This is a genomic window from Planomonospora sp. ID91781 (genome assembly GCF_015711595.1).
In the GTDB taxonomy this organism is placed as follows: domain Bacteria; phylum Actinomycetota; class Actinomycetes; order Streptosporangiales; family Streptosporangiaceae; genus Planomonospora; species Planomonospora parontospora.
In genome coordinates, this window is sequence record NZ_JABTEY010000005.1 from 1 (window position 1) to 21,170 (window position 21,170).

General features: G+C 70.9%; 22 protein-coding genes and 1 pseudogene. 11 read left to right on the top strand and 12 right to left on the bottom strand.

What is annotated here, in order from left to right:
• The 6 genes from HS048_RS35685 to HS048_RS35710 form a co-directional block, all read right to left on the bottom strand.
• Positions 1–933: hypothetical protein (locus HS048_RS35685; RefSeq protein ID WP_196470274.1), on the bottom strand; the 933-nt coding region annotated here is incomplete at its 3' end.
• 165 nt (positions 934–1,098) lie between these two features.
• Positions 1,099–1,383 carry a carbon storage regulator CsrA gene (gene csrA / locus HS048_RS38400; protein WP_196470275.1) on the bottom strand — a complete coding sequence of 95 codons (285 nt, stop codon included), beginning with the start codon at positions 1,381–1,383 and terminating at the stop codon, positions 1,099–1,101.
• A 48-nt stretch (positions 1,384–1,431) separates the two neighbouring features.
• Entirely contained in the window at positions 1,432–1,857 is a 426-nt protein-coding gene (locus HS048_RS35695; RefSeq protein WP_068904553.1) for a flagellar assembly protein FliW, read from the bottom strand.
• Positions 1,858–1,877: 20 nt separating this feature from the next.
• The gene (gene flgL / locus HS048_RS35700; protein WP_196470276.1) at positions 1,878–2,759 is read right to left on the bottom strand and encodes a flagellar hook-associated protein FlgL; all 882 of its coding nucleotides are present in this window, start codon (positions 2,757–2,759) and stop codon (positions 1,878–1,880) included.
• A gap of 15 nt (positions 2,760–2,774) precedes the next feature.
• Positions 2,775–4,223, bottom strand: coding sequence for a flagellar hook-associated protein FlgK (flgK, locus tag HS048_RS35705; protein WP_196470277.1), 1,449 nt, complete (start codon positions 4,221–4,223; stop codon positions 2,775–2,777).
• A gap of 3 nt (positions 4,224–4,226) precedes the next feature.
• Positions 4,227–4,709, bottom strand: a complete 483-nt coding sequence (locus HS048_RS35710) for a flagellar protein FlgN (RefSeq protein WP_068904559.1) — start codon at positions 4,707–4,709, stop codon at positions 4,227–4,229.
• 272 nt (positions 4,710–4,981) lie between these two features.
• Here HS048_RS35710 and HS048_RS35715 point away from each other — a divergent pair, with 272 nt between their 5' ends.
• From HS048_RS35715 to HS048_RS35745, 7 genes are all read left to right on the top strand, one after another.
• A complete protein-coding gene (locus HS048_RS35715) occupies positions 4,982–5,845 on the top strand; it encodes a sigma-70 family RNA polymerase sigma factor (RefSeq protein WP_068904561.1) in 864 nt (287 codons plus the stop codon).
• Positions 5,846–6,030: 185 nt separating this feature from the next.
• Positions 6,031–6,888: a flagellin gene (locus HS048_RS35720; RefSeq protein WP_196470278.1), complete on the top strand. Its 858-nt coding sequence runs from the start codon at positions 6,031–6,033 to the stop codon at positions 6,886–6,888.
• A gap of 339 nt (positions 6,889–7,227) precedes the next feature.
• Entirely contained in the window at positions 7,228–8,079 is an 852-nt protein-coding gene (locus HS048_RS35725) for a flagellin (RefSeq protein ID WP_196470279.1), read from the top strand.
• 341 nt (positions 8,080–8,420) lie between these two features.
• Entirely contained in the window at positions 8,421–9,275 is an 855-nt protein-coding gene (locus HS048_RS35730; RefSeq protein WP_196470280.1) for a flagellin, read from the top strand.
• A 170-nt stretch (positions 9,276–9,445) separates the two neighbouring features.
• Positions 9,446–10,825, top strand: a complete 1,380-nt coding sequence (gene fliD / locus HS048_RS35735; RefSeq protein ID WP_196470281.1) for a flagellar filament capping protein FliD — start codon at positions 9,446–9,448, stop codon at positions 10,823–10,825.
• Positions 10,826–10,845: 20 nt separating this feature from the next.
• Entirely contained in the window at positions 10,846–11,247 is a 402-nt protein-coding gene (gene fliS / locus HS048_RS35740) for a flagellar export chaperone FliS (protein ID WP_068904567.1), read from the top strand.
• 2 nt (positions 11,248–11,249) lie between these two features.
• Positions 11,250–11,591 carry a hypothetical protein gene (locus HS048_RS35745; RefSeq protein ID WP_068904569.1) on the top strand — a complete coding sequence of 114 codons (342 nt, stop codon included), beginning with the start codon at positions 11,250–11,252 and terminating at the stop codon, positions 11,589–11,591.
• Positions 11,592–11,755: 164 nt separating this feature from the next.
• Here the strand turns inward: HS048_RS35745 and HS048_RS35750 are convergent, their stop codons facing one another.
• Positions 11,756–12,394, bottom strand: coding sequence for a cyclopropane-fatty-acyl-phospholipid synthase family protein (locus HS048_RS35750; RefSeq protein ID WP_196470282.1), 639 nt, complete (start codon positions 12,392–12,394; stop codon positions 11,756–11,758).
• Positions 12,395–13,011: 617 nt separating this feature from the next.
• Between HS048_RS35750 and HS048_RS37895 the strand changes: the two genes are divergently transcribed.
• A complete protein-coding gene (locus tag HS048_RS37895; protein ID WP_068904573.1) occupies positions 13,012–13,818 on the top strand; it encodes a hypothetical protein in 807 nt (268 codons plus the stop codon).
• Positions 13,819–13,994: 176 nt separating this feature from the next.
• Here HS048_RS37895 and HS048_RS39260 read toward each other — a convergent pair whose 3' ends face one another.
• Both HS048_RS39260 and HS048_RS35760 read right to left on the bottom strand, forming a co-directional pair.
• A complete protein-coding gene (locus HS048_RS39260; protein WP_374058810.1) occupies positions 13,995–14,234 on the bottom strand; it encodes a zinc ribbon domain-containing protein in 240 nt (79 codons plus the stop codon).
• Positions 14,235–14,313: 79 nt separating this feature from the next.
• Positions 14,314–15,192 (bottom strand): annotated as a pseudogene (locus HS048_RS35760) (RNA-guided endonuclease InsQ/TnpB family protein); the annotation flags it as partial.
• A gap of 50 nt (positions 15,193–15,242) precedes the next feature.
• On the opposite strand from HS048_RS35760, the gene HS048_RS35765 reads away from it, so the two are divergent.
• Positions 15,243–15,410 (top strand): Arc family DNA-binding protein, encoded by a 168-nt coding sequence (locus HS048_RS35765; protein WP_196466074.1) that lies wholly within the window; start codon positions 15,243–15,245, stop codon positions 15,408–15,410.
• A gap of 565 nt (positions 15,411–15,975) precedes the next feature.
• The gene (locus HS048_RS35770; protein ID WP_196470284.1) at positions 15,976–16,605 is read left to right on the top strand and encodes a hypothetical protein; all 630 of its coding nucleotides are present in this window, start codon (positions 15,976–15,978) and stop codon (positions 16,603–16,605) included.
• A gap of 573 nt (positions 16,606–17,178) precedes the next feature.
• On the opposite strand, the gene HS048_RS35775 is transcribed toward HS048_RS35770, so the two are convergent.
• Both HS048_RS35775 and HS048_RS35780 read right to left on the bottom strand, forming a co-directional pair.
• Positions 17,179–18,066: a ParB/RepB/Spo0J family partition protein gene (locus tag HS048_RS35775; protein ID WP_196470285.1), complete on the bottom strand. Its 888-nt coding sequence runs from the start codon at positions 18,064–18,066 to the stop codon at positions 17,179–17,181.
• Complete coding sequence (locus tag HS048_RS35780; protein WP_068904517.1) at positions 18,066–18,785, bottom strand: ParA family protein; 720 nt, start codon at positions 18,783–18,785, stop codon at positions 18,066–18,068. The genes HS048_RS35775 and HS048_RS35780 overlap by 1 nt, the downstream gene beginning before the upstream one ends.
• Positions 18,786–19,274: 489 nt before the next feature.
• Here HS048_RS35780 and HS048_RS35785 point away from each other — a divergent pair, with 489 nt between their 5' ends.
• Complete coding sequence (locus tag HS048_RS35785) at positions 19,275–19,496, top strand: hypothetical protein (protein WP_068904515.1); 222 nt, start codon at positions 19,275–19,277, stop codon at positions 19,494–19,496.
• 218 nt (positions 19,497–19,714) lie between these two features.
• On the opposite strand, the gene HS048_RS35790 is transcribed toward HS048_RS35785, so the two are convergent.
• Positions 19,715–20,998: a site-specific integrase gene (locus HS048_RS35790; RefSeq protein ID WP_196470286.1), complete on the bottom strand. Its 1,284-nt coding sequence runs from the start codon at positions 20,996–20,998 to the stop codon at positions 19,715–19,717.
• Positions 20,999–21,170 lie beyond the last annotated feature (172 nt).

Here is a 21,170-nt window from a genome sequence, read left to right on the forward strand (position 1 = left end):
CACGGTCAGGCAGATGACCACGATCCCGTCGTGGGGGTCGGGGGTGACGCCGAGGAGCAGGGGGCCCAGGCTGGAGGCCAGGGGGCCGAGCAGGGCCAGAGCCAGGAACGTGGCGGCCCGCGCCCGGCTGGAGACGACGGGCGGCCTCAGCCGCCCGGCGGCCGCCACGCTGGGGTGCAGCGCGGCGGAGCCGACCAGGACCGCCCAGCCCAGCCAGGTGATCGTGGAGAGGGCGCCGGCCGGCCGGCCCGCCGCCAGGTCGAGCAGGTAGGCGCCGTCCGCGACGAACAGGGAGACGTAGGAGACGCTCAGCAGGAGCAGCCACGGCGCCCGGCCGCTGTCGAGCGTCATCCGCAGGATCATGCCCAGCAGGAACAGGTCGACGATCGGGCTGACCAGTGCGAAGGCGAGCTCCGCGCCGGTGTAGCCGCTGTGGTCGATCACGGGGTTGATGAAGAACGCCCAGAAGGGCATGGCCACGCCGACGGTGATGATCGCGCCGTCGAGCAGCCCCGCCCAGCGCGAGCCGCCGCTCCGCAGCCCCAGCACGGTCAGCGCGACCAGGCCGAGGCCGTACGAGAGCAGGGTGGTGATCTGGTAGGCGCTGAGGGCCGCGGGGAGCCGCAGCCACGTCCAGCCGACGCCCCAGAAGAACGCGGACGCCACCCAGGCCAGCGTGACGGTCGTGCCGATCAGCCGCCAGGCCCACAGGCGGCCCAGGCCGTACCGGCGGATGCCGACGAGGACGGCCGCCAGCGACGAACCCTGCAGCACGACCCAGCACAGGGCGTCCAGGACGGGGGAGACCGCGGCCGCCAGCGGAGCGGCCAGGGCCAGCGCGCCCGCGGCCAGGAGGTACGCCAGCCAGCCGTACGGCTCGCGCACCAGGCGCGATCCGCCGGTCGGCGTGACTCCGCGGGATGTCCGGCTCATGCTCTTCTCTGGATCTGCTCCGGCAGGAGGGTCGTGGAGCGGGGCGAGCCCCGCTGCGGGCGCGCGGGACCGCCGGTTCCGGTGCCACCGGGGTGCCGGTCCCGGCGGCCGCCGGGCGTCCCCGGGAGGGCCGGATCCGGTGCGGTGAGCGAGGGGCCGCAGCCCCTACGCGTCCGCTCCGCCGGTCTCCCCGCCGCCGGCGCCCTCGGTCCCGCCGGGAGCCCCGGGGCGCAGCATGCGGCGCAGTGCGGCCAGGGCGTCCTCGTTGGGCGAGGCGGCCTCGCGGTTGGCGGACTGCAGCTCGCGGAAGATCTCCTCGCGATGCACCGGCACCGAGCGCGGCGCGCGGATGCCGATCCGGACCACGTCCCCCCGGACGTCGAGCACGGTGACGACGACGTCGTCACCGATCATCAGACTCTCCCCCGAGCGGCGGGTCAGCACCAGCACGTGCGGCTCCTTCTCTCACCGGGGGACGTATCGGCAGCCTAACCGATCTCAGACGGATACCAGGGGAGCCCGGACCGGCAGGTCCGAACCGCTGAGCACGGTCTGGACCGCCCGGCGGGTGGCGGTGTCCACCACGATCGGGGCCATCAGGTTGGCCGTCGCGTCGGTGATGGAACCCGGCGCGGTGACGATGAGCAGGACGAGCAGGTTCGAGGTCTCGCCCGCGCCGAGCATCGCCAGGGTCTCGTCGTCGATCTCGGGCTCGTAGCCGGGGAAGAACGGGTTCGGCGAGATGACGAGGAAGCGCAGGTCCGGGTCCTCCAGCGAGCGCAGGGAGTACAGCACGCCGTCCTCGTCGACGCGCACGAGCACGAACCGGCGGTGGTTCGCGAAGCCCGGCATCGGGCAGACGAACTCGATCGCCGGCAGCTCGCCGCCGGTGGTGTCCACCGGGGCCGCGGTGTCTGCGTTCATCGGGCGGTCCTCTACAGAGATCATTTCAGGAAGTCCACGAGTGAGGGCTGCACGACCTTGGCCGTCGCCGCCAGCGCCGCCTGGTAGGCGGTCTGCTGCAGGGTCAGCTCGGTGATCGTCTTGGGCAGGTCGATGTCTTCGATGTCGGACAGCTGGGTCTTGAGACTCAGAATCCGGGAGTCGGCCGTGTCGCGCATCTGTGTCACGCGATTGTAACGAGCACCGACGTCGGCCACCTCGGTCTGCATGCTCTTGATGTTCGTGTCGAGGCGGGTGAGGTCGTCGCCGAGGGCGGACGGGTCGTTCCTCAGGTTGTCGGCGATGTCGCTCAGCACCTTGAAGAGCTGGTCGTCGCCGTCGCCGAAGACCTTCTTGCCGTCGGAGTTGACCGGGATCTTGGTGTTGTCGCCGATCGTGCGGAGCACCTCGCCGCCCTGGCCGTTGTAGGTGCCGTCCTTCTCGTACGCCACCGAGCCGGAGGCGGCGCCGCCGAAGACCGGCCGGCCCAGGTAGGTGGTGTTGGCGATGCCGATCAGCGAGTCGCGGATGTTCTCGATCTCGGTCGCCAGCGCGGTGCGCGCGCCCACCGAGCCGCCCGCGCCGGAGGACATGCCCTGCAGCACCAGTTCCCTGGCCCGGTTGACCTGGCTGTTCGCGCTGGTGAGCGCGGTGTCGATGGTGCCCAGCCAGCCGAGGCCGTCGTCGGTGTTGCGGGTGTACTGCTCCTGCGTGCGGATGTCGCTGCGCAGGGACAGGGCCGAGGTCGTGCCCGTGGGGGAGTCGGAGGGGCGGGAGAGCTGCTTGCCGCCCGACAGCCGCTGCTGGATGTCACCCAGCCGGGAGATGTTGCCCTGCAGGTTGTTGAGCACCCTGGTGGAGATCGAGCTCTCGGTAACGCGCATGTACGTCATGTGTCATCAGCCCCGGATCATGCTGAAGAGGGAGTCGAAAGTGCCGTTGATCGTGTTGATCATCTGCGTGGCGGCCTGGTAGGCGCGCTGGTAGAGCAGCATGTTCGCCATCTCCTCGTCCAGGCTGACCCCCGACTGGGAGAGCCGCTGCGCGTCGTTGTTCTGCGTGACGCTCGCCTGGATGGCGGTCCGCCGCTGCGCGGCCTGGGAGGCGACTCCCAGGGCGGTCACGCTCTCCCGGTAGAACCGGTCGGGGCCGTCGGCCGCGTTGGCGAGGCCCGCCAGGACGTCGGCGTTGCCGGCGTCCAGGTTGCCCTTGGGCGGGAGCACCACGCCGGTGATCGGGTCGGTCTCGACCCTCGGCGGGACGGACGAGACCGCCACCTTCGCCGGGTCGGCGACGCCCACCGTGATCGTGGCGGCGGTGATCACCGTGCCGGTGGTGGGGGTGAAGAAGTCGGCGCCCGCGGCGCCGTTCAGGTCGTAGCCCTTGACGTGCTGGGTGTTGACGGTCGAGGCGAGCTTGGTCGCCACCTCGTCCAGCTTGGCCGCGTAGTCCGGCAGGACCTTGTTGAGCGACTGCAGCGACGAGGCGAGCTGACCGGAGGTCACGCCGGCGTCGGCGCCGCTGTCCTTCCACTGCAGGGCGACGGCGTTGGCGACCGGGTCGGCCATCACGTCGCGCAGCGAGCCCCCGCCGGCGACCCTCAGCTCGCGGGCGGAGGCGCCGTCGACCAGCTTGGCGCCGCCCAGGTGGACGTCGACCGCGCCGTTGTCGAGGGCCTTGGAGGTGGCGCCGGTGAGCTCGGCGAGCCGCAGCACCAGGCCGTCGCGCTTGTCGGCCAGCTCGCTGGCGGGCAGGCCCGCGGCGGTGGCCCGCACGATCGCCTTGTTGAGCTGGGCGACGGTGTCGGCGGCGGTGTTGACCTCGGTGACGTAGGAGTCGAGCTGGGCGGCCGTGCTGTTCCACAGCGAGTCGAGCGCGTCGTCGCTGCTGCGCATGCTGTCGGCGACGGTGCCGCCGCGCTGCAGGAGCTGGGCGCGGGCGGCCAGGTCGCCGGGCTGGTTGACGACGTCGTGCCAGGCGTTCCAGTAGTCGGACAGCTGGGCCTGGAGCCCGGTGTCGCTGGGCTCGTTGAAGACCTCTTCGATGCGGGCGTGGATCTCCTCCTGGCCCGCGAGGAAGGCGAACTTGGCGTGCTCGATCTGCCCGCGCGACTCCAGGAACGCGTCGCGCAGGCGGGTGACGCCCGCCGCAGTGACGCCGTTGCCCAGGCCGTCGCTGAGGGAGTGGACGGCCGGGGTGACGACTCCGCCCACCGAGTTCAGCTCGACCCGCTGGCGGGTGTAGCCCTCGGTGTTGGCGTTGGCGATGTTCTGGCCGTTGACGTCGAGCGCCTGGCGCTGGGCGTACATGGCGCTCAGCGCGGTGGAGATTCCGGAGAAGGTGCTCATCTGCTACATCGCCTCGTTGACAAGTCGTGAGGAACGGCCTGCGGTGACGGTCTCGCCGGAGCGGCCGTAGGTCGCCACGGAGCCCGTGACGTTCATCAGCGCCTCGTGGACCGCGCGCGATCCGACGGTGAGCAGCTCGCGGTTGGCCTCGGCGAGCGCGGTGATCTCGGCGGTCAGCGTCAGGAACGCGGTCCGGTGCTGGGTGAACAGCTCGGCCCACGGGCCGCCGGCGGCGTCGGCCAGAGCGGACAGGCTGGGCGCGGGCGGCAGGCCGAGCTCGGCGGCCACCTCGTCGACCTGGGCCGCGCGCAGGACCTCGGCCCGGCGGATCTGCTCCAGCACCATCTCCACCTCGCGGGTGGCGTGCGGCAGCCAGCGCGTCTTGCCCGCCGCCAGTACGAGTTGCTCCTCTTCGAGCTTGAACAGCAGAAGGTCCAGCATCTCGCGGACTCGCCACAGCGTGCTCGACAGATCGGCCAAACTCATCCGTCCCGCCTTCTCAGTCGTAGGGGGCGCCCAGGCGGCGCGCTTCCTCACCGGACCCCGTCGGCAGCGCACGGCCCGGCCTGAGGACTTCCCCTCCGGGCGCGCGAACTATGACCGCCCGTGCCTGCCCCATGACGAGAAGTGAGTTTCCGCAACCGTTCGGCAACCGAAAGCAACCGGTTCCTACCTCTTTGTGCCTGTTTTCTCTACATGTCGGCACCGAACGGGCCGGATGTACCACTTCCCAGCACATCGTCACGAGAGGGCTGCACGTGAGGACCCAGGGCACCACGACCACCGTCAGCCGCGAGATCGAGAACCTCGTCCGCGAGCACCTGCCGCTGGTGGGTCACATCGTCCGCGAGACGCTCATGCGGGTCCCCTCCCACGTCAACCGTGACGACCTCACCTCCGCCGGTCTGGCCGCCCTGGCCGCCGCCGCCCAGTCGTTCGACCCCGAGCGCGGCACCCCCTTCGGCCGCTTCGCCGCCGTCCGCATCCGCGGCGCCCTCGTCGACGAGCTGCGCGGCCTCGACTGGGCCAGCCGCTCGGTGCGCAGCCGGGCCCGCCAGCTCGACACCGTCCGCCAGCAGCTCAGCGGTTCCCTCGGCCGCACCCCGACCAACCGCGAGCTCGCCACCGCGCTGGGCGTCGCCGAGGAAGAGGTCGAGTCCATCGAGGAGGACGTGCAGCGCGCCGTCGTGCTGAGCCTGCAGGGCTTCGCCCCCGGCACCGCCGAGGACATGGTCCAGGAGCAGACCGCCGGTCCCGAGGAGCTGCTGCTGCACCGTGAGCGCCTGGGCTACCTGACCCACGCCGTCGACTCGCTGCCCGAGCGCCTGCGCCTCGTGGTCACCCGCTACTTCCTCGAGGAGCGGCCGATGGCGGAGATCGCCACCGAGCTCGGCGTGACCGAGTCCCGCGTCTCCCAGCTCCGCGCCGAGGCCCTGGTGCTGCTGCGCGACGGCATGAACGCCCAGCTCGAGCCCACCATGGTCAAGAGCCCCGAGCGCCCCGACGGCTGCGTCGCCAAGCGCCGCACCGCCTACTACGCCGAGATCGCCGCCAAGGGCGACCTGCGCAGCCGCCTGGCCCTGACCGACACCCTCGGCGCCCCGGTCGCCCGCGTCGCCTGACCCTCCCCGCCTCCCGTACGGCGACGCCCCGCAGCGCGCCCCTGCCGTACGGGGCATTCCGGCCCCGGCCGGAAGACGTCTGAAAAAACCTGCTGGGATTCCTCAGCCCCTCCCGGTCGCCGCCGATGGAACAGGCAGACCGGGCCACGGATGGACCGGCACGACCCCGCTAAGGAGAGAAGATCATGGGTCTGCGTATCAACCAGAACATCGGCGCCATGAACGCCTACCGGAACCTGTCGGTCAACGACGGGGCGATGTCGAAGTCGCTGGAGAAGCTGTCCAGTGGTTTCCGCATCAACCGGGCCGCGGACGACGCGGCGGGTCTGTCCATCAGCGAGGGCCTGCGTGCTCAGACCGGTGGCCTGAAGGTCGCCGTTCGCAACGCGCAGGACGGTGTGTCGGTCGTGCAGACCGCTGAAGGTGCGCTCACCGAGACGCACTCGATCCTTCAGCGTATGCGTGACCTGGCCGTCCAGGCCGCCAACGGCGGTTCCCAGGACGCCAAGGCGCAGGAGGCGGCCAACAAGGAGTTCCAGGACCTCAAGACCGAGCTCACCCGGATCTCCGACACCACCTCCTTCGGCAGCCAGAAGCTGCTGGACGGTTCCTACAACGGCACCTTCCAGGTCGGCTCCAACGGCGACGACCTCGCCGAGCGCATCAACGTCGACCTGACCACCGCCACCGTGGGCGACCTCGACGGCACCGCGCTGGTCGGCGCCGCCCAGCTGAGCGGTGGAACCATCGCCGCGAACGTCACCTCCTCGCAGGCCGCGATCGAGACGCTCGACCTCGCCATCCAGAAGGTGTCGGACGTGCGCGCCGGTCTCGGTGCGGTGCAGAACCGGTTCGAGCACACGATCAACAACCTGAACGTGGCCATCGAGAACCTGTCCGCGTCGGAGTCGCGCATCCGTGACACCGACATGGCGCAGGAGATGGTGGGCTTCACCCGCAACCAGATCCTGACCCAGGCCGGCACCTCCATGCTGGCCCAGGCCAACCAGGCTCCTCAGTCCGTGCTGAAGCTCCTGGGCTGATCCTCCTCGGGCGCCTGACCGGCGCCCGCAGGTGAACGGCACCCCGTGAGAGGGCGGCCGGCGTACCCCGCCGGCCGCCCTTTCCGGTGTCCCGGCGCCCTTCCCGCTGTTCCGATGCCCTTTCCCGCTGTCCCGGCCGCCATCCGGACCGCGGCGGTGCCGCCGACCGGACCGGCCGACGGCACCCGGGCGCGGAGCCGTACGGACGCACCGGTCCGGCAGGCCGGGAGGAAATCCGAAGAAATCCGCGGGGTTTCCTCAGCGTCTCCTGACAGCCGCCGATTGAACCGGCAGACCGGGCCACGGACGGACCGGCACGACCCCGTCAAGGAGATCATCATGGGTCTGCGTATCAACCAGAACATCGGCGCCATGAACGCCTACCGGAACCTGTCGGTCAACGACGGGGCGATGTCGAAGTCGCTGGAGAAGCTGTCCAGTGGTTTCCGCATCAACCGGGCGGCCGACGACGCGGCGGGTCTGTCCATCAGTGAAGGCCTGCGTGCTCAGACCGGTGGCCTGAAGGTCGCCGTTCGCAACGCGCAGGACGGTGTGTCGGTCGTGCAGACCGCTGAAGGTGCGCTCACCGAGACGCACTCGATCCTTCAGCGTATGCGTGACCTGGCCGTCCAGGCCGCCAACGGCGGTTCCCAGGACGCCAAGGCGCAGGAGGCGGCCAACAAGGAGTTCACCGACCTCAAGACCGAGCTCGACCGGATCTCCGACACCACCTCCTTCGGCACCCAGAAGCTGCTGGACGGTACCTACAACGGCACCTTCCAGGTGGGCTCGAACGGCAACGACGCCGCCGAGCGCATCAGCGTGGCCATCACCAACCAGGACTCGGCCACCCTGGGTCTGACGGCTTCCAAGCTGTGGACCACCGGTGAGACCATCGCGCAGAACGTCGGCAACGCCCAGACCGCGATCGAGAACCTCGACACCGCCATCCAGACGGTGTCGGACACCCGCGCCGCCCTCGGTGCGGTGCAGAACCGGTTCGAGCACACGATCAACAACCTGAACGTGGCCATCGAGAACCTGTCCGCGTCGGAGTCGCGCATCCGTGACACCGACATGGCGCAGGAGATGGTGGGCTTCACCCGCAACCAGATCCTGACCCAGGCCGGCACCTCCATGCTGGCCCAGGCCAACCAGGCTCCTCAGTCCGTGCTGAAGCTCCTGGGCTGATCCTCCTCGGGCGCCTGACCGGCGCCCGCAGGTGAACGGCACCCCGTGAGAGGGCGGCCGGCGTACCCCGCCGGCCGCCCTTTCCGCTGTCCCGGCGCCCTTCCCGCTGTTCCGATGCCCTTTCCCGCTGTCCCGGCCGCCATCCGGACCGCGGCGGTGCCGCCGACCGGACCGGCCGACGGCACCCGGGCGCGGAGCCGTACGGACGCACCGGTCCGGCAGGCCGGGAGGAAATCCGAAGAAATCCGCGGGGTTTCCTCAGCGTCTCCTGACAGCCGCCGATTGAACAGGCAGACCGGGCCACGGACGGACCGGCACGACCCCGCTAAGGAGAGAAGATCATGGGTCTGCGTATCAACCAGAACATCGGCGCCATGAACGCCTACCGGAACCTGTCGGTCAACGACGGGGCGATGTCGAAGTCGCTGGAGAAGCTGTCCAGTGGTTTCCGCATCAACCGGGCGGCCGACGACGCCGCGGGTCTGTCCATCAGCGAGGGCCTGCGTGCTCAGACCGGTGGCCTGAAGGTCGCCGTTCGCAACGCGCAGGACGGTGTGTCGGTCGTGCAGACCGCTGAAGGTGCGCTCACCGAGACGCACTCGATCCTTCAGCGTATGCGTGACCTGGCCGTCCAGGCCGCCAACGGCGGTTCCCAGGACGCCAAGGCGCAGGAGGCGGCCAACAAGGAGTTCCAGGACCTCAAGACCGAGCTCACCCGGATCTCCGACACCACCTCCTTCGGCAGCCAGAAGCTGCTGGACAACAGCTACAACGGCACCTTCCAGGTGGGCTCGAACGGCGACGACGCCGCCGAGCGCATCAACGTCGACCTGAGCACGGCCAACGTCGACGGCGCCTCCCTGGTCGGCACCTCGGTGCTGTGGACCAACGCCGCCAGCATCGCCGACAACGTCACCTCCTCGCAGGCCGCGATCGAGACGCTCGACACCGCCATCCAGTCGGTGTCGGACACCCGCGCCAAGCTCGGTGCGGTGCAGAACCGGTTCGAGCACACGATCAACAACCTGAACGTGGCCATCGAGAACCTGTCCGCGTCGGAGTCGCGCATCCGTGACACCGACATGGCGCAGGAGATGGTGGGCTTCACCCGCAACCAGATCCTCAGCCAGGCCGGCACCTCCATGCTGGCCCAGGCCAACCAGGCTCCTCAGTCCGTGCTGAAGCTCCTGGGCTGATCCTCCTCGGGCGCCTGACCGGCGCTCTGCGGAGGAGAGGCATCGCAGTACCGGAAGGGGCGGTCGGCGTAACCGCCGGCCGCCCCTTCGTCTGTTCGGCGCGTCCATCCGACGGGACGGACGTGAACGCCCGTCCGACGGGACGGGCGACGTAGAGAGGACTCGCATACGTGGCTGGCAGCACCGTCGACGGCCTGGTCAGTGGCCTGAGCACCAGTTCCCTGATCTCCCAGCTCATGCAGGTGGAGAGGGCCCCGCAGACCCAGCTCAAGACCAAGGTCAGCGCCCAGGAGAAGGTGAAGCTCGCCTACCAGGCGATCAACACCAAGCTGGCCGCGCTCAAGAGCTCCGCCGACGACATGCTCAAGGCGACCTCCTGGCAGCTCGCCAAGGTGTCGTCCTCCTCGACCACGGTCACCCCGACCACGACGGCCGGCGCCGTCCCCGGCAGCGTCACCTTCAACGTCACGAGCGTCGCCAAGGCCCAGGTCAGCACCGCCAAGTACGCCTCGGCCACGGACCCCGCGCTGGCCGGCGGAGCCACCAAGGTCAGCCTCACGATCGGCACCGCCGCCGCGGTGGACATCGACGTCACCACGAACACCCCGCAGGGCGTCGCCGAGGCGATCAACGCCAAGGGCCTGTCCGTGCGCGCCTCGGTCCTCACCACCGACCAGGGCACCGTGCTCCAGCTCAGCTCCACCAAGACCGGTACGGCTTCCGGCTTCAGCATCACCGGCCTGGCCGGAGGAGCCCCCGACGACATCACCCCGGCGGCCGACGCCAAGATCGACGTGGGTGACCCGGCGGCCGGGGGCTACACCGTCACCAGCGCCAGCAACGCGATCACAGGAGTGCTGACGGGCACGACCATCAACGTGACGAAGCTGGAGAACAACGTCACCGTCACGGCAGACGCGGACAATGAGGCCGTCGCCGACAAGGTGAAGGCGTTCGTCGACTCCGCCAACGCCGTACTCAGCGAGATCGGCTCCCAGACGGCCTACAACGCCGCCTCCAAGACCAAGCAGCCGCTCTCCGGGAACTCCACCGTCCGCCAGATGGCGCAGACCATCCTCGGGCAGACCGGTAACGGCCAGACCGGCTACGGAAGCTTCTCCCAGTTCGGCGTGGAGCTCGACAGCACCGGAAAGCTCACCTTCGATCGCGAGAAGTTCCTCAAGGCGTACGCCGCCGACCCCGCCAAGGTCATGAACGCGATGACGGCCGAGGACCCGGCGGTCCAGGTGACCACCGCGGCCGACGGCACGCAGATCCCCAAGTCCCGGGTGACGGCGGTCATGGGCCTGGCCGAGCGGTTCTCGATCATCGCCAACAACAGCACCACCGCCGTCACCACGGCCGTCAAAGGCAGCGAGAGCCTGGTCACCGACCTCAACAAGCGGATCGACGCGTGGGACCTGCGCCTCGAACGGCGTGAGGCGGCGCTGCGCAAGCAGTTCACCGGCCTGGAAGTCGCGCTCGGCAAGTTGAACCAGCAGTCGACCTGGCTGTCCGGCCAGATCGCCAGCCTGCCCAAGCCCGAATAGCTGAGAACGGATAGCGCGTCATGAACAACCCCTCCATGCGGGCCCGGTACATCGCCGACGCGGTCACCACCGCGTCCCCCGGCAAGCTGCTCGTCATGCTCTACGACCGGCTGGTCCTCGATCTGGTCAAGGCCGAGGAGGCACTGGGCGCGGGAGACAGGCAGGCCGCTTCCGTCCAGCTCCAGCACGCCCAGGACATCGTCATCGAGCTGCGTACCACGCTCCGCACGGACGTCTGGGACGGGGCGGCGGGGCTGGCCGAGCTCTACGGGTTCCTGCTCACCCAGCTCATCCAGGCCAACGTGCGCGGGGACGCCGCCCAGGTCGCCTCGTGCCGGTCCATGGTCGAGCCGCTGCGCGACGCCTGGCGCACGGCGGTCCTCGAGGCCGGAGCCGTCGGCGTCGCCGCCCGGGTGGCGTAGCCATGAGCCCTCAGCCCCCTGCCGCAGGCGACTGGCGTGCTGAGTGGTGCGCCGCGCTGGACGCCCTGGAGATGGACGTGGTCGCGGTGGAGGAGATGCTCTCCGACGACCGCCGCAGCCGTGAGATCCCCATCGCCGATCCCTGGTCACCGCCCGAGGGGCTCGGCCCGCTCCCGCTCGATCTGCGCCCCCGCGCCGACGCCATCCTGGCCCGGCAGCTCGCGGCGGCCCAGGCGATGGTGCTCATCATGGCCGGCAACCGCCGTCAGGCCGCCATGGTCGCCCGCGTCGAGTCCGGTAGCGCCGGCACCCCCCGTCCCGTCTACATCAACTGCGCCGCCTGACCTCCTCCCGGATCACGACGGGGAGGAGACCGGAACCGGATGACCGGGACGGGGTCCACTCCCCCGGCACCGAGGGCGAAGGTTCCGCACGGTCCGAACGGAGGAGGCCCGGAGCGTTCACGCCGTGAACGCTCCGGGCCTCCTCCGTTCGGCCGGGGCCTCGGTCATGCCCGGCCGTCCAGGCGCCGGACCCTGAGGACGTTGTCCGTACGGGTGACCGGCCGGCCGTCGGGGGCGGTCTGGGTCCGCTCGTGCTCCTCGCAGCGCTGCACCTCCCACCGCCCGTCCGCGAGGTCGAGGGATTCGAGGACCTCCTGCGGGGTGGGCAGGTGCACGCCGTGGTGGTCGTGCTCCCAGGGCGGGGGCCCCGAGTGCCCGACGATGAGGAGCGTCCCGCCGGGAGCGGTGACGGAGGCGGCGGTCCGCAGGATCTTCTCCCGCGGCAGGTCGCCGTGCGAGTGCAGGAAACAGGCGGAGACGAGGTCGAAGGCGCCGTCGGGGAAGGACGCCCCGAGGTCGTGCCACTGCCAGTCGACGCGGTCGGCGACACCGGCCTCGGCCGCGTGCCCGGCCGCACGCTCCAGGGCGACGCGGGAGATGTCCACGGCGGTGACGTGCCAGCCCTGCTGCGCGAGCCAGATCGCGTCGGCCCCCTCACCGCACCCCAGATCCAGCGCCCTGCCCGGCTCGAGGCCGGTGACCTCCCTGACCAGGACGGCGTTGGGATTCCCGCTCCAGATCCGCTCGCTCTCGCTGTAGCGGGCGTCCCAGAGCTGCTCGTCCGTGACGGTTTCGTCCGACATCGGGGTGTCCTCCTCTGTGTCTTCTCCGGGGTGCGGTGATCGCCGTCCCCTGTCCGAACTATCCGCCGACGGCGATCGGTTTGACAAATACCGTTGCCAAAACAGCAAAACCGAGGCCGTGAAGGCCGCGAGCGGCCACACCTCCCGCCCCGACGGTTGCGCCCCCTGCGCGGCGAGCGCGACGTCTTCGCGAACCCCCGCTGTTCACGCCGTAAACACCCGCCGGGCCGACGGCGTCCCATGGCCGCCACCCCGGGAGGAGCGTTCTCGCCGGTCACCGCTGTGACCTCCCCCTTTCGTGCGGCGCAGGATCGGACCCGGCCGTCGCCCGGACGCCGGGACACCACGGACCCCGGCCCGTGCCCCATGCCGCCTCCCCTGGGGAAGGCTCGGTTCCCGGGCGCGTGAGAGGTCCGGGATCCCCGGTGGTTTCGGGGCTTTAGGGTTTCCCGGATCCGGCAACCGGGCTGCACCTCTCCCGCACTGGCACCGCTACGTCCGGACGGCTTACTGGATGTCGAAGGCCGCTACAGCAGGGCTTTCACCGGCCCCGCCCGAGCCCTTCCGGGAGCTCGGACGGAACCGGAGTCCTGTCGCCGCACAAAGGAACCGCCTTCATGACGTTCGCCGCCCGCCTCACCACCAGTGCCCGTCTCCTCACCGCCACCCTGGGTCTGACCCTGACCGCCGGACTGAGCGTGATCACTGCCGGTACGGCCAGCGCGGACACCGGTGAGGGTGAGCAGGTCATGCTCAAGGGCGCCACCACCGCGTCCTACTACTGGGACGACGCCTCCGGCCGCGCCGGTGACACCGGGCTGCCCGCCTCGGGCAAGCCGATGCAGAAGGGCCTGGCCGCCTCCCCCTCCTGGCCGCTGATGACCGAGGGCTACGTGCTGTACAAGGGCAAGAAGGCGCCGTTCTTCGTGGGCGACCGCGGCCCGGGCATCCCCTCCAACCGGGGCATCATGCTGGACCTGGACGCCAAGACCTTCGCCGACCTGACCGGCGGGGAGTTCAACGCCGACACTCTGGGCGTGGACGGCAACGGCGGCAAGGGCCACATCAAGGTCACCTACGTCATCACCAAGTGGGGCAAGGGCGTCGGCAAGAAGAACCACCCGGTGCCGTTCGAGACCCGCGCCTGGTCGAAGAAGGACCGCAACCCGGCCGAGCCGGTCATGCTCGCCACCTCGGCCAAGGCCGAGCCCAGGGACGAGAACAAGTCCGGCAAGGCGGAGACCGAGAAGGCCACGCCGAAGACCGACGAGATCAAGACCAAGAACGTCGCCGCCGCTTCGGAGACCGGCGAAGCCGGCGGGATCTCCACCGGATTCGCTCTCGGAGGACTGCTCATCGCCGTCGGCGGTGCCTACGCCGGCCGTCACTTCCTGAGCGAGCGTCTGAGCGTCAAGCGCAGCTGAGCGAGACCTGGTCCTCCACATGACGGATATGAGGCCGCCACCGGTTGACCCGGTGGCGGCCTCGACGCGTTGCCGTCTGCTGGTGATCTGCGCGGAGGACATCCGCTGGCTTCGTCTCCGGAGTGTTTACGCCTTGACGTCCTCCCTCGTCTGAAGACGGGGGATTCCAACGGCGACTACCCCGCAAGGAGGAGGTCGCGTTGAGGTTCGCGGTTCACCGGCCCGCCCGACGGCGAGCCTCCCCGCGCAGCCACCGTGCGCCCCACGGCGGTGTCCCGGAGGTTGCAGGCCGCGTTCACGTCGGCGTCGGCCCGGTGCCCGCAGGCGACGCACCGGAACACCGCTTGGCTCTCGCGGTTGTCCGGGGCGCGGTGCCCGCAGGCGTTGCAGGTCTGCGACGTGTACGCGGGGTTGATCTTGACGACGCGGCCGGGGAGCCTTGTCCTCCAGGCGGGTCACGAGCCGCCCCCATCCGGCGGCGAGGATGGCCCGGTTCAGCCCTGCTTTCTGGCGGACGTTCGTTCCCGGCTGCTCGACGGTGCCCTTCGCCGACCGGGTCATGTTCCGGATCTTCAGGTCTTCGACGGCGATGACGCCGAACCGGCGGGCCAGATCGGTGGAGGTCTTCTCCACCCAGTCCTTGCGCCGGTCGCTCTGGCGGGCTTTCAGCCGGGCGATGGCGGCCTTGACCTTCGCCCGCCGGTGGGAGCCGCGGCGGGCGCGGGCGAGTTTCCGCTCAAGCCGCAGCAGCCGCCTGGCCTCGGGCTCGCGCAGTCCGGGAGCGGTCAGCAGTTGGCCGGTCGACAGCGCCGCCGAGGCGGCCACGCCCCGGTCCACGCCGACGGCCTCACCCGTTGCGGGCGCGGGCACCGGCTTCGGGACGGCGGCGAACGCGACATGCCAGCGCCCGGCCGCATCCCGGGTGATCCGGTAGGACTTCACCCCGCCGGGCACGGCGCGGGACCAGCGGAAGCGCACCCAGCCGACTTTCGGGATCTTCACCTCGCCGGTGTTGCGCGACAGGCGCCGCACCTGGTCGGCTTTGACGGCGACGATCCGGAACCCCTCATTCCGGCCGCGTCTGCGCCAGGTCGGCTTGCGGTGGGTGCCGCCGAAGAAGTTCGCCATGGCCTGGGCGAAGTCCTTGAGGGCCTGCTGCTGGACGATGATCGACCCGGCGGCCAGCCAGCCGAAGGCCGCTCGGGCTTCGGTGAGCTGGCGGCACTGCTCGGCGAACCCCGGCGCGCTTTTCCGGCCCGGCTTCCAGTGCGCGTGCTGCTCGACGGCGAGGTTCCACACGAACCTCGCGTGCGCGCAGTGCTCCGCCAGCGCCGCCTCCTGGGCGGGGGTGGGGGAGAGCCAGTATCGGGGCATGCCATCAGTTTGCCATCAGCGAGATGGGGTCCGGCAGGTATTCTGCCGACATGAAACAGATCACGTTGCGGCTTCCCGACGACCTTCACGCACGGCTCAAGGAGTTGGCCGAGCATGAGCACCGATCCCTGCACGCGCAGGTGCTGCACATCGTGCAGCAGGCCGTCCCGGCTCCGCCGGACCGTCCCGGGCGGGACGCCCATTCCTCCCCGGCCTGAAGGCTGGGGCATCCTGGGCGGACTGAGGTGAACACCCGCGACTCATGAGAGAGGAAATCGGCACCCGACGCCGGAACTCGATGAGCGCCGTATGCGGGACCTGCTGGAGACAGCGTGGTGCAGGCGCACTCCTGCTCCGGTGCTCCGGCCCTGCCGCCCGAGATCACCACGGTCTGTACCGCGCCCTTGGCCACAGCGATGGAGAGCATCCGGTGTTCACGGCGTAAACACCCGACAGGGTCTGTGGGTCCGTGGCGCGTTGGTGCTTCATCTGTGGATGCTCCCTTCCGGGAACGGCTCCGGTCCTCCGGTACGTGACCGGCCGCATCCGGCACCGTTCCCCCCGGTGATCACTGTCCCCGTGTTCTCTCGAGCCCGGAAACCCCGGTGGTTTCGGGACTTTAGAACTTCCGGGTTCCGGCAACCGGGCTGCACCTTTCCTGCACTGGGGCCGCTACGTCCAGACGGCTTACTGGATGTCGTAGGCCGCTACGACACGGGCCCGCACCGGCCACCGGCACCACCGGCCGAGACCTCGTCGCCGCAGCAAAGGACATCCGCTTTCATGACCGCCACCGCCCGCCTCGCCGCCCGCGCCCTGACCACCGCCGCCGCCCTGACCCTGGCCGGCGCGGTCGTGGCCGGCACCGCGAGCGCCGCCACCGCCGACAGCGGTGAGGGTGAGCAGGTCATGCTCAAGGGCGCCACCACCGCCTCCTACTACTGGGACGACGCCTCCGGCCGCGCCGGTGACACCGGGCTGCCCGCCTCGGGCAAGCCGATGCAGAAGGGCCTGGCCGCCTCCCCCTCCTGGCCGCTGATGACCGAGGGCTACGTGCTGTACAAGGGCAAGAAGGCGCCGTTCTTCGTGGGCGACCGCGGCCCGGGCATCCCCTCCAACCGGGGCATCATGCTGGACCTGGACGCCAAGACCTTCGCCGACCTGACCGGCGGGGAGTTCAACGCCGACACTCTGGGCGTGGACGGCAACGGCGGCAAGGGCCACATCAAGGTCACCTATGTGGTCACCAAGTGGGGCAAGGGCGTCGGCACCAAGAACCACCCGGAGCCGTTCGCCTCCGGTGCGTGGGCGGTCAAGGACAAGAACCCGGCCACGCCGGTCACGGTCAAGACCGAGCCGGCCGTTCCGGCCAAGGACCTGGTCGCGACCGTGCTGCGCACCGCCACCCGCTGAGACCCGGCCGAACGTCAGCGAGGCCGCCACCCGGACACCCGGGCGGCGGCCTCCACGCATTCCCGCGTCCGGGAGACCCGTACTCGTCGGCAGGAACCCGCCGATCGTGCCGCCCGGGTGTTCACGCCGTAAACACCGAAGGCTCCCGTCCCACCCTCGGACCGGATGCCCGGGAACCGGCGGCCGCCGACGTCTTCATCCGCCGGGTGTTCACGGCGTAAACACCGTCGCCCTCGCGGGAGCCCGCTCACGCCACCGCTCTCCCTCCGGACGATGCCGGAACCACCAGGCGGTGTTCACGGCGTAAACACCCCTGTCCCTCGACACCGAGGGGGTGGCGGCCGTCTCCGTGTTCGCCGTGACAGCGCTCTGCGGAAGGCCTCCGCTCGGCCTTCCCGGTCGGCCGTACGCCGATTTCAACGGGACGGGAGAGCGGGGAACCCTGCGGCCGCCCATCCGGACGTCCGTGCCGTGAGCACCGCGCCGCCCGGGTGATCTCGCGGTCGCGTGCGGCGTCTCCCGTCTCCGCGCGATGTGGCGGGCCGGGCAGCCGGGCGGCCGAGCGGCCGGGTGTCAGCGGGCCACCGTGGCGGAGAGCAACTCCACCAGTGTCTCCAGATCCTCTCGGGACAGCCGGGCCCGCAGCTCCGCCGCGATCACCGACGGCGGTCCGAGGGGGATGACACCGCGGTCCCGTCTGCCGGTTCCGGTCTGCCGGGGGACGGCGGGTCCGGCCTCCGGGGTGTTCACGCCGTGAACACCCCCCAGGATCCGGCTCTCCCCCGGGGCGGGCGGGACGGCCGGCGGAACCGGCAGGGCCTGCTCCTCCGGGGGGAGCTTTCCGATCTCCCGGGCGTCCTCCAGCTTGAGCGTGCCGTCCACCAGGGCCTGCTGGAGCTCGGGCCTGAGCCTGAGCAGCACCAGCCGCTGGGATCCCCAGCCGGGGGACTTGCCCACCCTGCGGCAGGCCTCCCGCAGCGAGATCTCGCGCAGTTCCATCAGCCGCTGCAGCGCCCGCGCCTCCTCGAGCGGCGTCAGGTCGTCGCGCTGGAAGTTCTCGATGAGGGTGCGCTCCTCGGCGGACTCGGCGGACTCGCGCACCTTGACCGGCACCTCGGCGAGCCCGGCCAGCGCGGCCGCGTGGCGGCGCCGGTGGCCGTGCTGGATGACGTACGGCCGGTCGCCGATCTTCTCGGCGTGGTGCGGGTGGACGGCCAGCCAGATGTCCCGGGGGACGACGACCAGGTCCTGCAGCACGCCCTCGTCGCGGATCGTGTCGGCGAGCCCCTCCAGGTCCCGGAGGCTCTCCCGGGGGTTGTCCGGGTTGTCGGCCAGGTCCTCCAGCCGCAGGGTCTCCGGCCGCTTGGCGGCCGCGAAGGCCACCGGGGCCGGGGCCTTCGCTTCGGGTTCGGCCGGCTGGCCGACCATCAGCGCCGCGAGACTCGTCCTCTTCCCCGCCATCAGTGCTTCCCGTTCCGCATCTGCCCGTGCTCCAGGGCGAGCCGGTAGAAGTCCTCGCGCGCCTCCATCGCCACCCGGTTCTTGGGGTACTGGGTGACGACCAGCCCCTCGGCCGACGCGCGGGAGTGGATCTTGTAGTGCCTGATCACCGTGTTGGCGAGCGGCCAGCCCTGGTTGCGTACGAACTGCAGGGTGTCGTCCAGGTCGGCGCGGCCGTCGCGCGGGTCCCAGTTGTTGGCGACCACGAGGTAGGGCAGTTTGCGGGGCTTGACGACCTTCTCGATCGTGTTGAACGTCGGCTGGAACGACAGCGGCTCCGGCTCGATGGGGACGATCACGTCGTCGGCGTTGTCCAGTACGGCGCGCAGCGCCTCGGCGGCCTTGCCGTCCCCGAGAGGGTCGTCGGAGGAGGCCCCGTCCGACAGGTCGAGCCAGCCGGGGGTGTCCACCCACACGTCGGTGACGTGCGGGATGTGGCGGAGGCCCGCCAGCCCGGCGATGTCGTCGTGGGCCTGGACGAAGTCGAAGGGGAGGGCGTCGCCGACCCGCTCCGACCACCAGACGGCGGATCCCTGCGGGTCGATGGAGACCGTGACTACCGGGGGGTTCTCCCCCGCCACCCCGCCCACGGTGTCCGCCGTGACGGCGGCGAGGTTGACGGCGAGCGTGGACTTGCCGACGCCGCCTTTCTGATTGAGGACAACATGCACTCTGGCCACGTCGGGCTCCTGTTCCGTGTGCTTCCCGTTCCGGTACTTCGGATCAGGAGGCCAACTATTCCAGATGCCTCACGTGTTTACGCCGTGAACACCTGTGGCCCGCGTGGTGTCGGGTGCTCATGATGAAAGGGTCGGGTGCTCATGAGGAGGCCGGACCGGCGCGCCCGGTCCCCACGCGCCGTGACGGACGGCCGCCGTCTCCGGGTGGGAGGGGTCAGGGGCGTCCCATGCCGTCCGCCCGCGGGTGGAGATCGCAATCGTCCCCGGTCACAACCGGCCAGCATGTCTCCCCATATAGGGACATAACTCGTTAGATCATCACTCGGCGTTCTTCCGATGCGCGGGACGGCTGAGCGTAATGTGAAATGAGACCGCTCCAGTCAGGGATGGGAACCATGTCCGGTCCTGAATGCTGACTGCCGCGGCGTCCCTTCGAGTGATCCGTGTCGTCCACGACCGTGACGCGCGGAGCGGAAGGAAAAGATCGCAATGATGACGATGATCCGACGTGCACTGGTGATCACAGGAACCGTTGCGGCCCTGGGGCTCGCCGGTCAGAGTGCCGCCCTGGCGGACACCGACCACCCGTATCCCTACTACGGCGGCTATGGCTACGGCCCCGGTTGGGGTAGCAGCTGGTACTACTCGAACTACCAGTTCGCCGGGCCGTACGGGGCCAGCAGCAACTACCTGTACAGCTACGCCTGGTGAGCGGGCCCGTCACGGCGGCCCGGCCTCCGGGCCGCCGTGACGGAGCATCCGAGCACCACGTGCCCGGGCCCGTCGGCCCGGGCACGGTGACCTAGAGGACCGTAATTCCGAATGAGGACCGTCCGAAAACCGTCCCGCAGCGGACGGGCCCGCAGCCCGGCCCGCCGACAGCGAGCCCGGCGTCCGGCCCGCCGACAGCGAGCCCGGCACCGCGGCCCTCACAGGCCCGAGCCGTGCATGGGGTTGTGCTTCCAGCGGTCCACGTCGCGGATGTACTTGAGCAGTTCGGCCGAGCCGTCACGCCAGCCGCCGTGGCGGCCGATGGAGACCAGGTCGGCCCCCGCGGTGTAGGCGCCGGTCGCGCCTCCCGCCCGCAGGCTGTGCGCGCTCAGGCCGTCGACCGCCAGCCCGGCCCGGTGCGCGGCCCGGACGAGGATCCTCCCGATCGCGTAGCCGGTGAGGCGCCCGTCCGCGGGCCCGCGGCCGGAGGGCGTCGCGCCGGGCACGCCCGCGACGGCGCCGTGGCGGTCGACACGGCGCAGCAGCGGACCGGTCACGGCGCCGTGCGCGGCCAGCAGTTCCCGCCAGGCGCGCAGGGTGCGCACGGGGCAGGTCAGCGGGTCCGAACCGTACGGCACGGCCACCTGCCGCCCGGTCGCGGCCTGGTCGGTCTTCGACCTGCGCACGGTGACGACGAGTCCCTGCTCGACCTCGGTGACGTCGGCCAGGTCGAGACCGGCGAGCTCGCTGCGGCGGGCCATCATGGCCCAGCCCAGCACGACCGCCAGCCGGTCGCGCAGGTCCGCCGGGGCGCCGGTGTCGAGGGCGGCGGCGATCCGCCGCAGGTGGGCGACCGCGAGCGCGGCCGCCTGGCGCTGGTTGGGCAGGCCCGCGGCGGCGCGCTCGCCCCGGTACGCCCTGCGGACGGCGCGGGCGGCGGTGGTGTCGGGCGGGGTCAGGCCGCTCACGCGGTGCGCGGTGCGGATGCCGGCGATCGCCCGGGTGATGGTCGCCGGGGCCTTGCCCTCGTCGGCGAGGACGGAGACGTACTCGGCCAGGGTCTCGGCGGTGGCGGGCAGCGCCGTACGGCCCGACCTCCCGCACCAGGCGGTGAACCGGTTCCAGTCCCCCGCGTAGGCACGGCGGGTGGCCTCCGGCACGCTGGCCGCGATGCGGGCCGCGGTCGAGGCCGACACCACGGCGTCGGGCGGCATCACGCGGGACGGCACCGCATCGAGCAGCACCGCACCGGACGGCATCGCACCGGACGGCATCGCACCGGACGGCACCGTGTCCGGCGGCATCGCACCGGACGGCATCGCACCGGACGGCACCGTGTCCGGCGGCATCGCGGCGGACGGGGCCGCGCCCGGTGGCGCCGCGCCGGTCTCCGGGGCGGTTTTCCCCCGGACGACCCGCTCCGGCGCGCTCCGCCCGTCCGCGGCGGGGCGGACGGAGGCGTCCGCCGAGGCGGAGACGCCCGTCCCGTCGTCACCGGTCATCGATCGCCTCCCCGGCGTACGGCGCGCGGCGCGGCACGCGGCCCGGCCACGCTCGCCTCGGATACTCCCAGGTCCGCGATCATACGGCCAGGCCCGCCCGGAGCCGCGGGCTCCGCCGTACGGGCGCCGGCTCCACGCGGGGCCCCGCGGGCAGGGGAGTCCGCTCAGAGCG

Bases quoted from the DNA above. Each gene is read 5' to 3' on its own strand.
- HS048_RS35770 (WP_196470284.1), top strand. From the start codon at position 15,976: ATGACCGCCACCGCCCGCCTCGCCGCCCGCGCCCTGACCACCGCCGCC.
- HS048_RS35785 (WP_068904515.1), top strand. From the start codon at position 19,275: ATGATGACGATGATCCGACGTGCACTGGTGATCACAGGAACCGTTGCG.
- HS048_RS35720 (WP_196470278.1), top strand. From the start codon at position 6,031: ATGGGTCTGCGTATCAACCAGAACATCGGCGCCATGAACGCCTACCGG.
- fliS (WP_068904567.1), top strand. From the start codon at position 10,846: ATGAACAACCCCTCCATGCGGGCCCGGTACATCGCCGACGCGGTCACC.
- HS048_RS35775 (WP_196470285.1), bottom strand. From the start codon at position 18,066: ATGGCGGGGAAGAGGACGAGTCTCGCGGCGCTGATGGTCGGCCAGCCG.
- HS048_RS35730 (WP_196470280.1), top strand. From the start codon at position 8,421: ATGGGTCTGCGTATCAACCAGAACATCGGCGCCATGAACGCCTACCGG.
- HS048_RS35725 (WP_196470279.1), top strand. From the start codon at position 7,228: ATGGGTCTGCGTATCAACCAGAACATCGGCGCCATGAACGCCTACCGG.
- HS048_RS35790 (WP_196470286.1), bottom strand. From the start codon at position 20,998: ATGACCGGTGACGACGGGACGGGCGTCTCCGCCTCGGCGGACGCCTCC.
- flgK (WP_196470277.1), bottom strand. From the start codon at position 4,223: ATGAGCACCTTCTCCGGAATCTCCACCGCGCTGAGCGCCATGTACGCC.
- flgL (WP_196470276.1), bottom strand. From the start codon at position 2,759: ATGCGCGTTACCGAGAGCTCGATCTCCACCAGGGTGCTCAACAACCTG.
- HS048_RS35750 (WP_196470282.1), bottom strand. From the start codon at position 12,394: ATGTCGGACGAAACCGTCACGGACGAGCAGCTCTGGGACGCCCGCTAC.
- HS048_RS35710 (WP_068904559.1), bottom strand. From the start codon at position 4,709: ATGAGTTTGGCCGATCTGTCGAGCACGCTGTGGCGAGTCCGCGAGATG.
- HS048_RS35695 (WP_068904553.1), bottom strand. From the start codon at position 1,857: ATGAACGCAGACACCGCGGCCCCGGTGGACACCACCGGCGGCGAGCTG.
- HS048_RS35765 (WP_196466074.1), top strand. From the start codon at position 15,243: ATGAAACAGATCACGTTGCGGCTTCCCGACGACCTTCACGCACGGCTC.
- HS048_RS37895 (WP_068904573.1), top strand. From the start codon at position 13,012: ATGACGTTCGCCGCCCGCCTCACCACCAGTGCCCGTCTCCTCACCGCC.
- HS048_RS35745 (WP_068904569.1), top strand. From the start codon at position 11,250: ATGAGCCCTCAGCCCCCTGCCGCAGGCGACTGGCGTGCTGAGTGGTGC.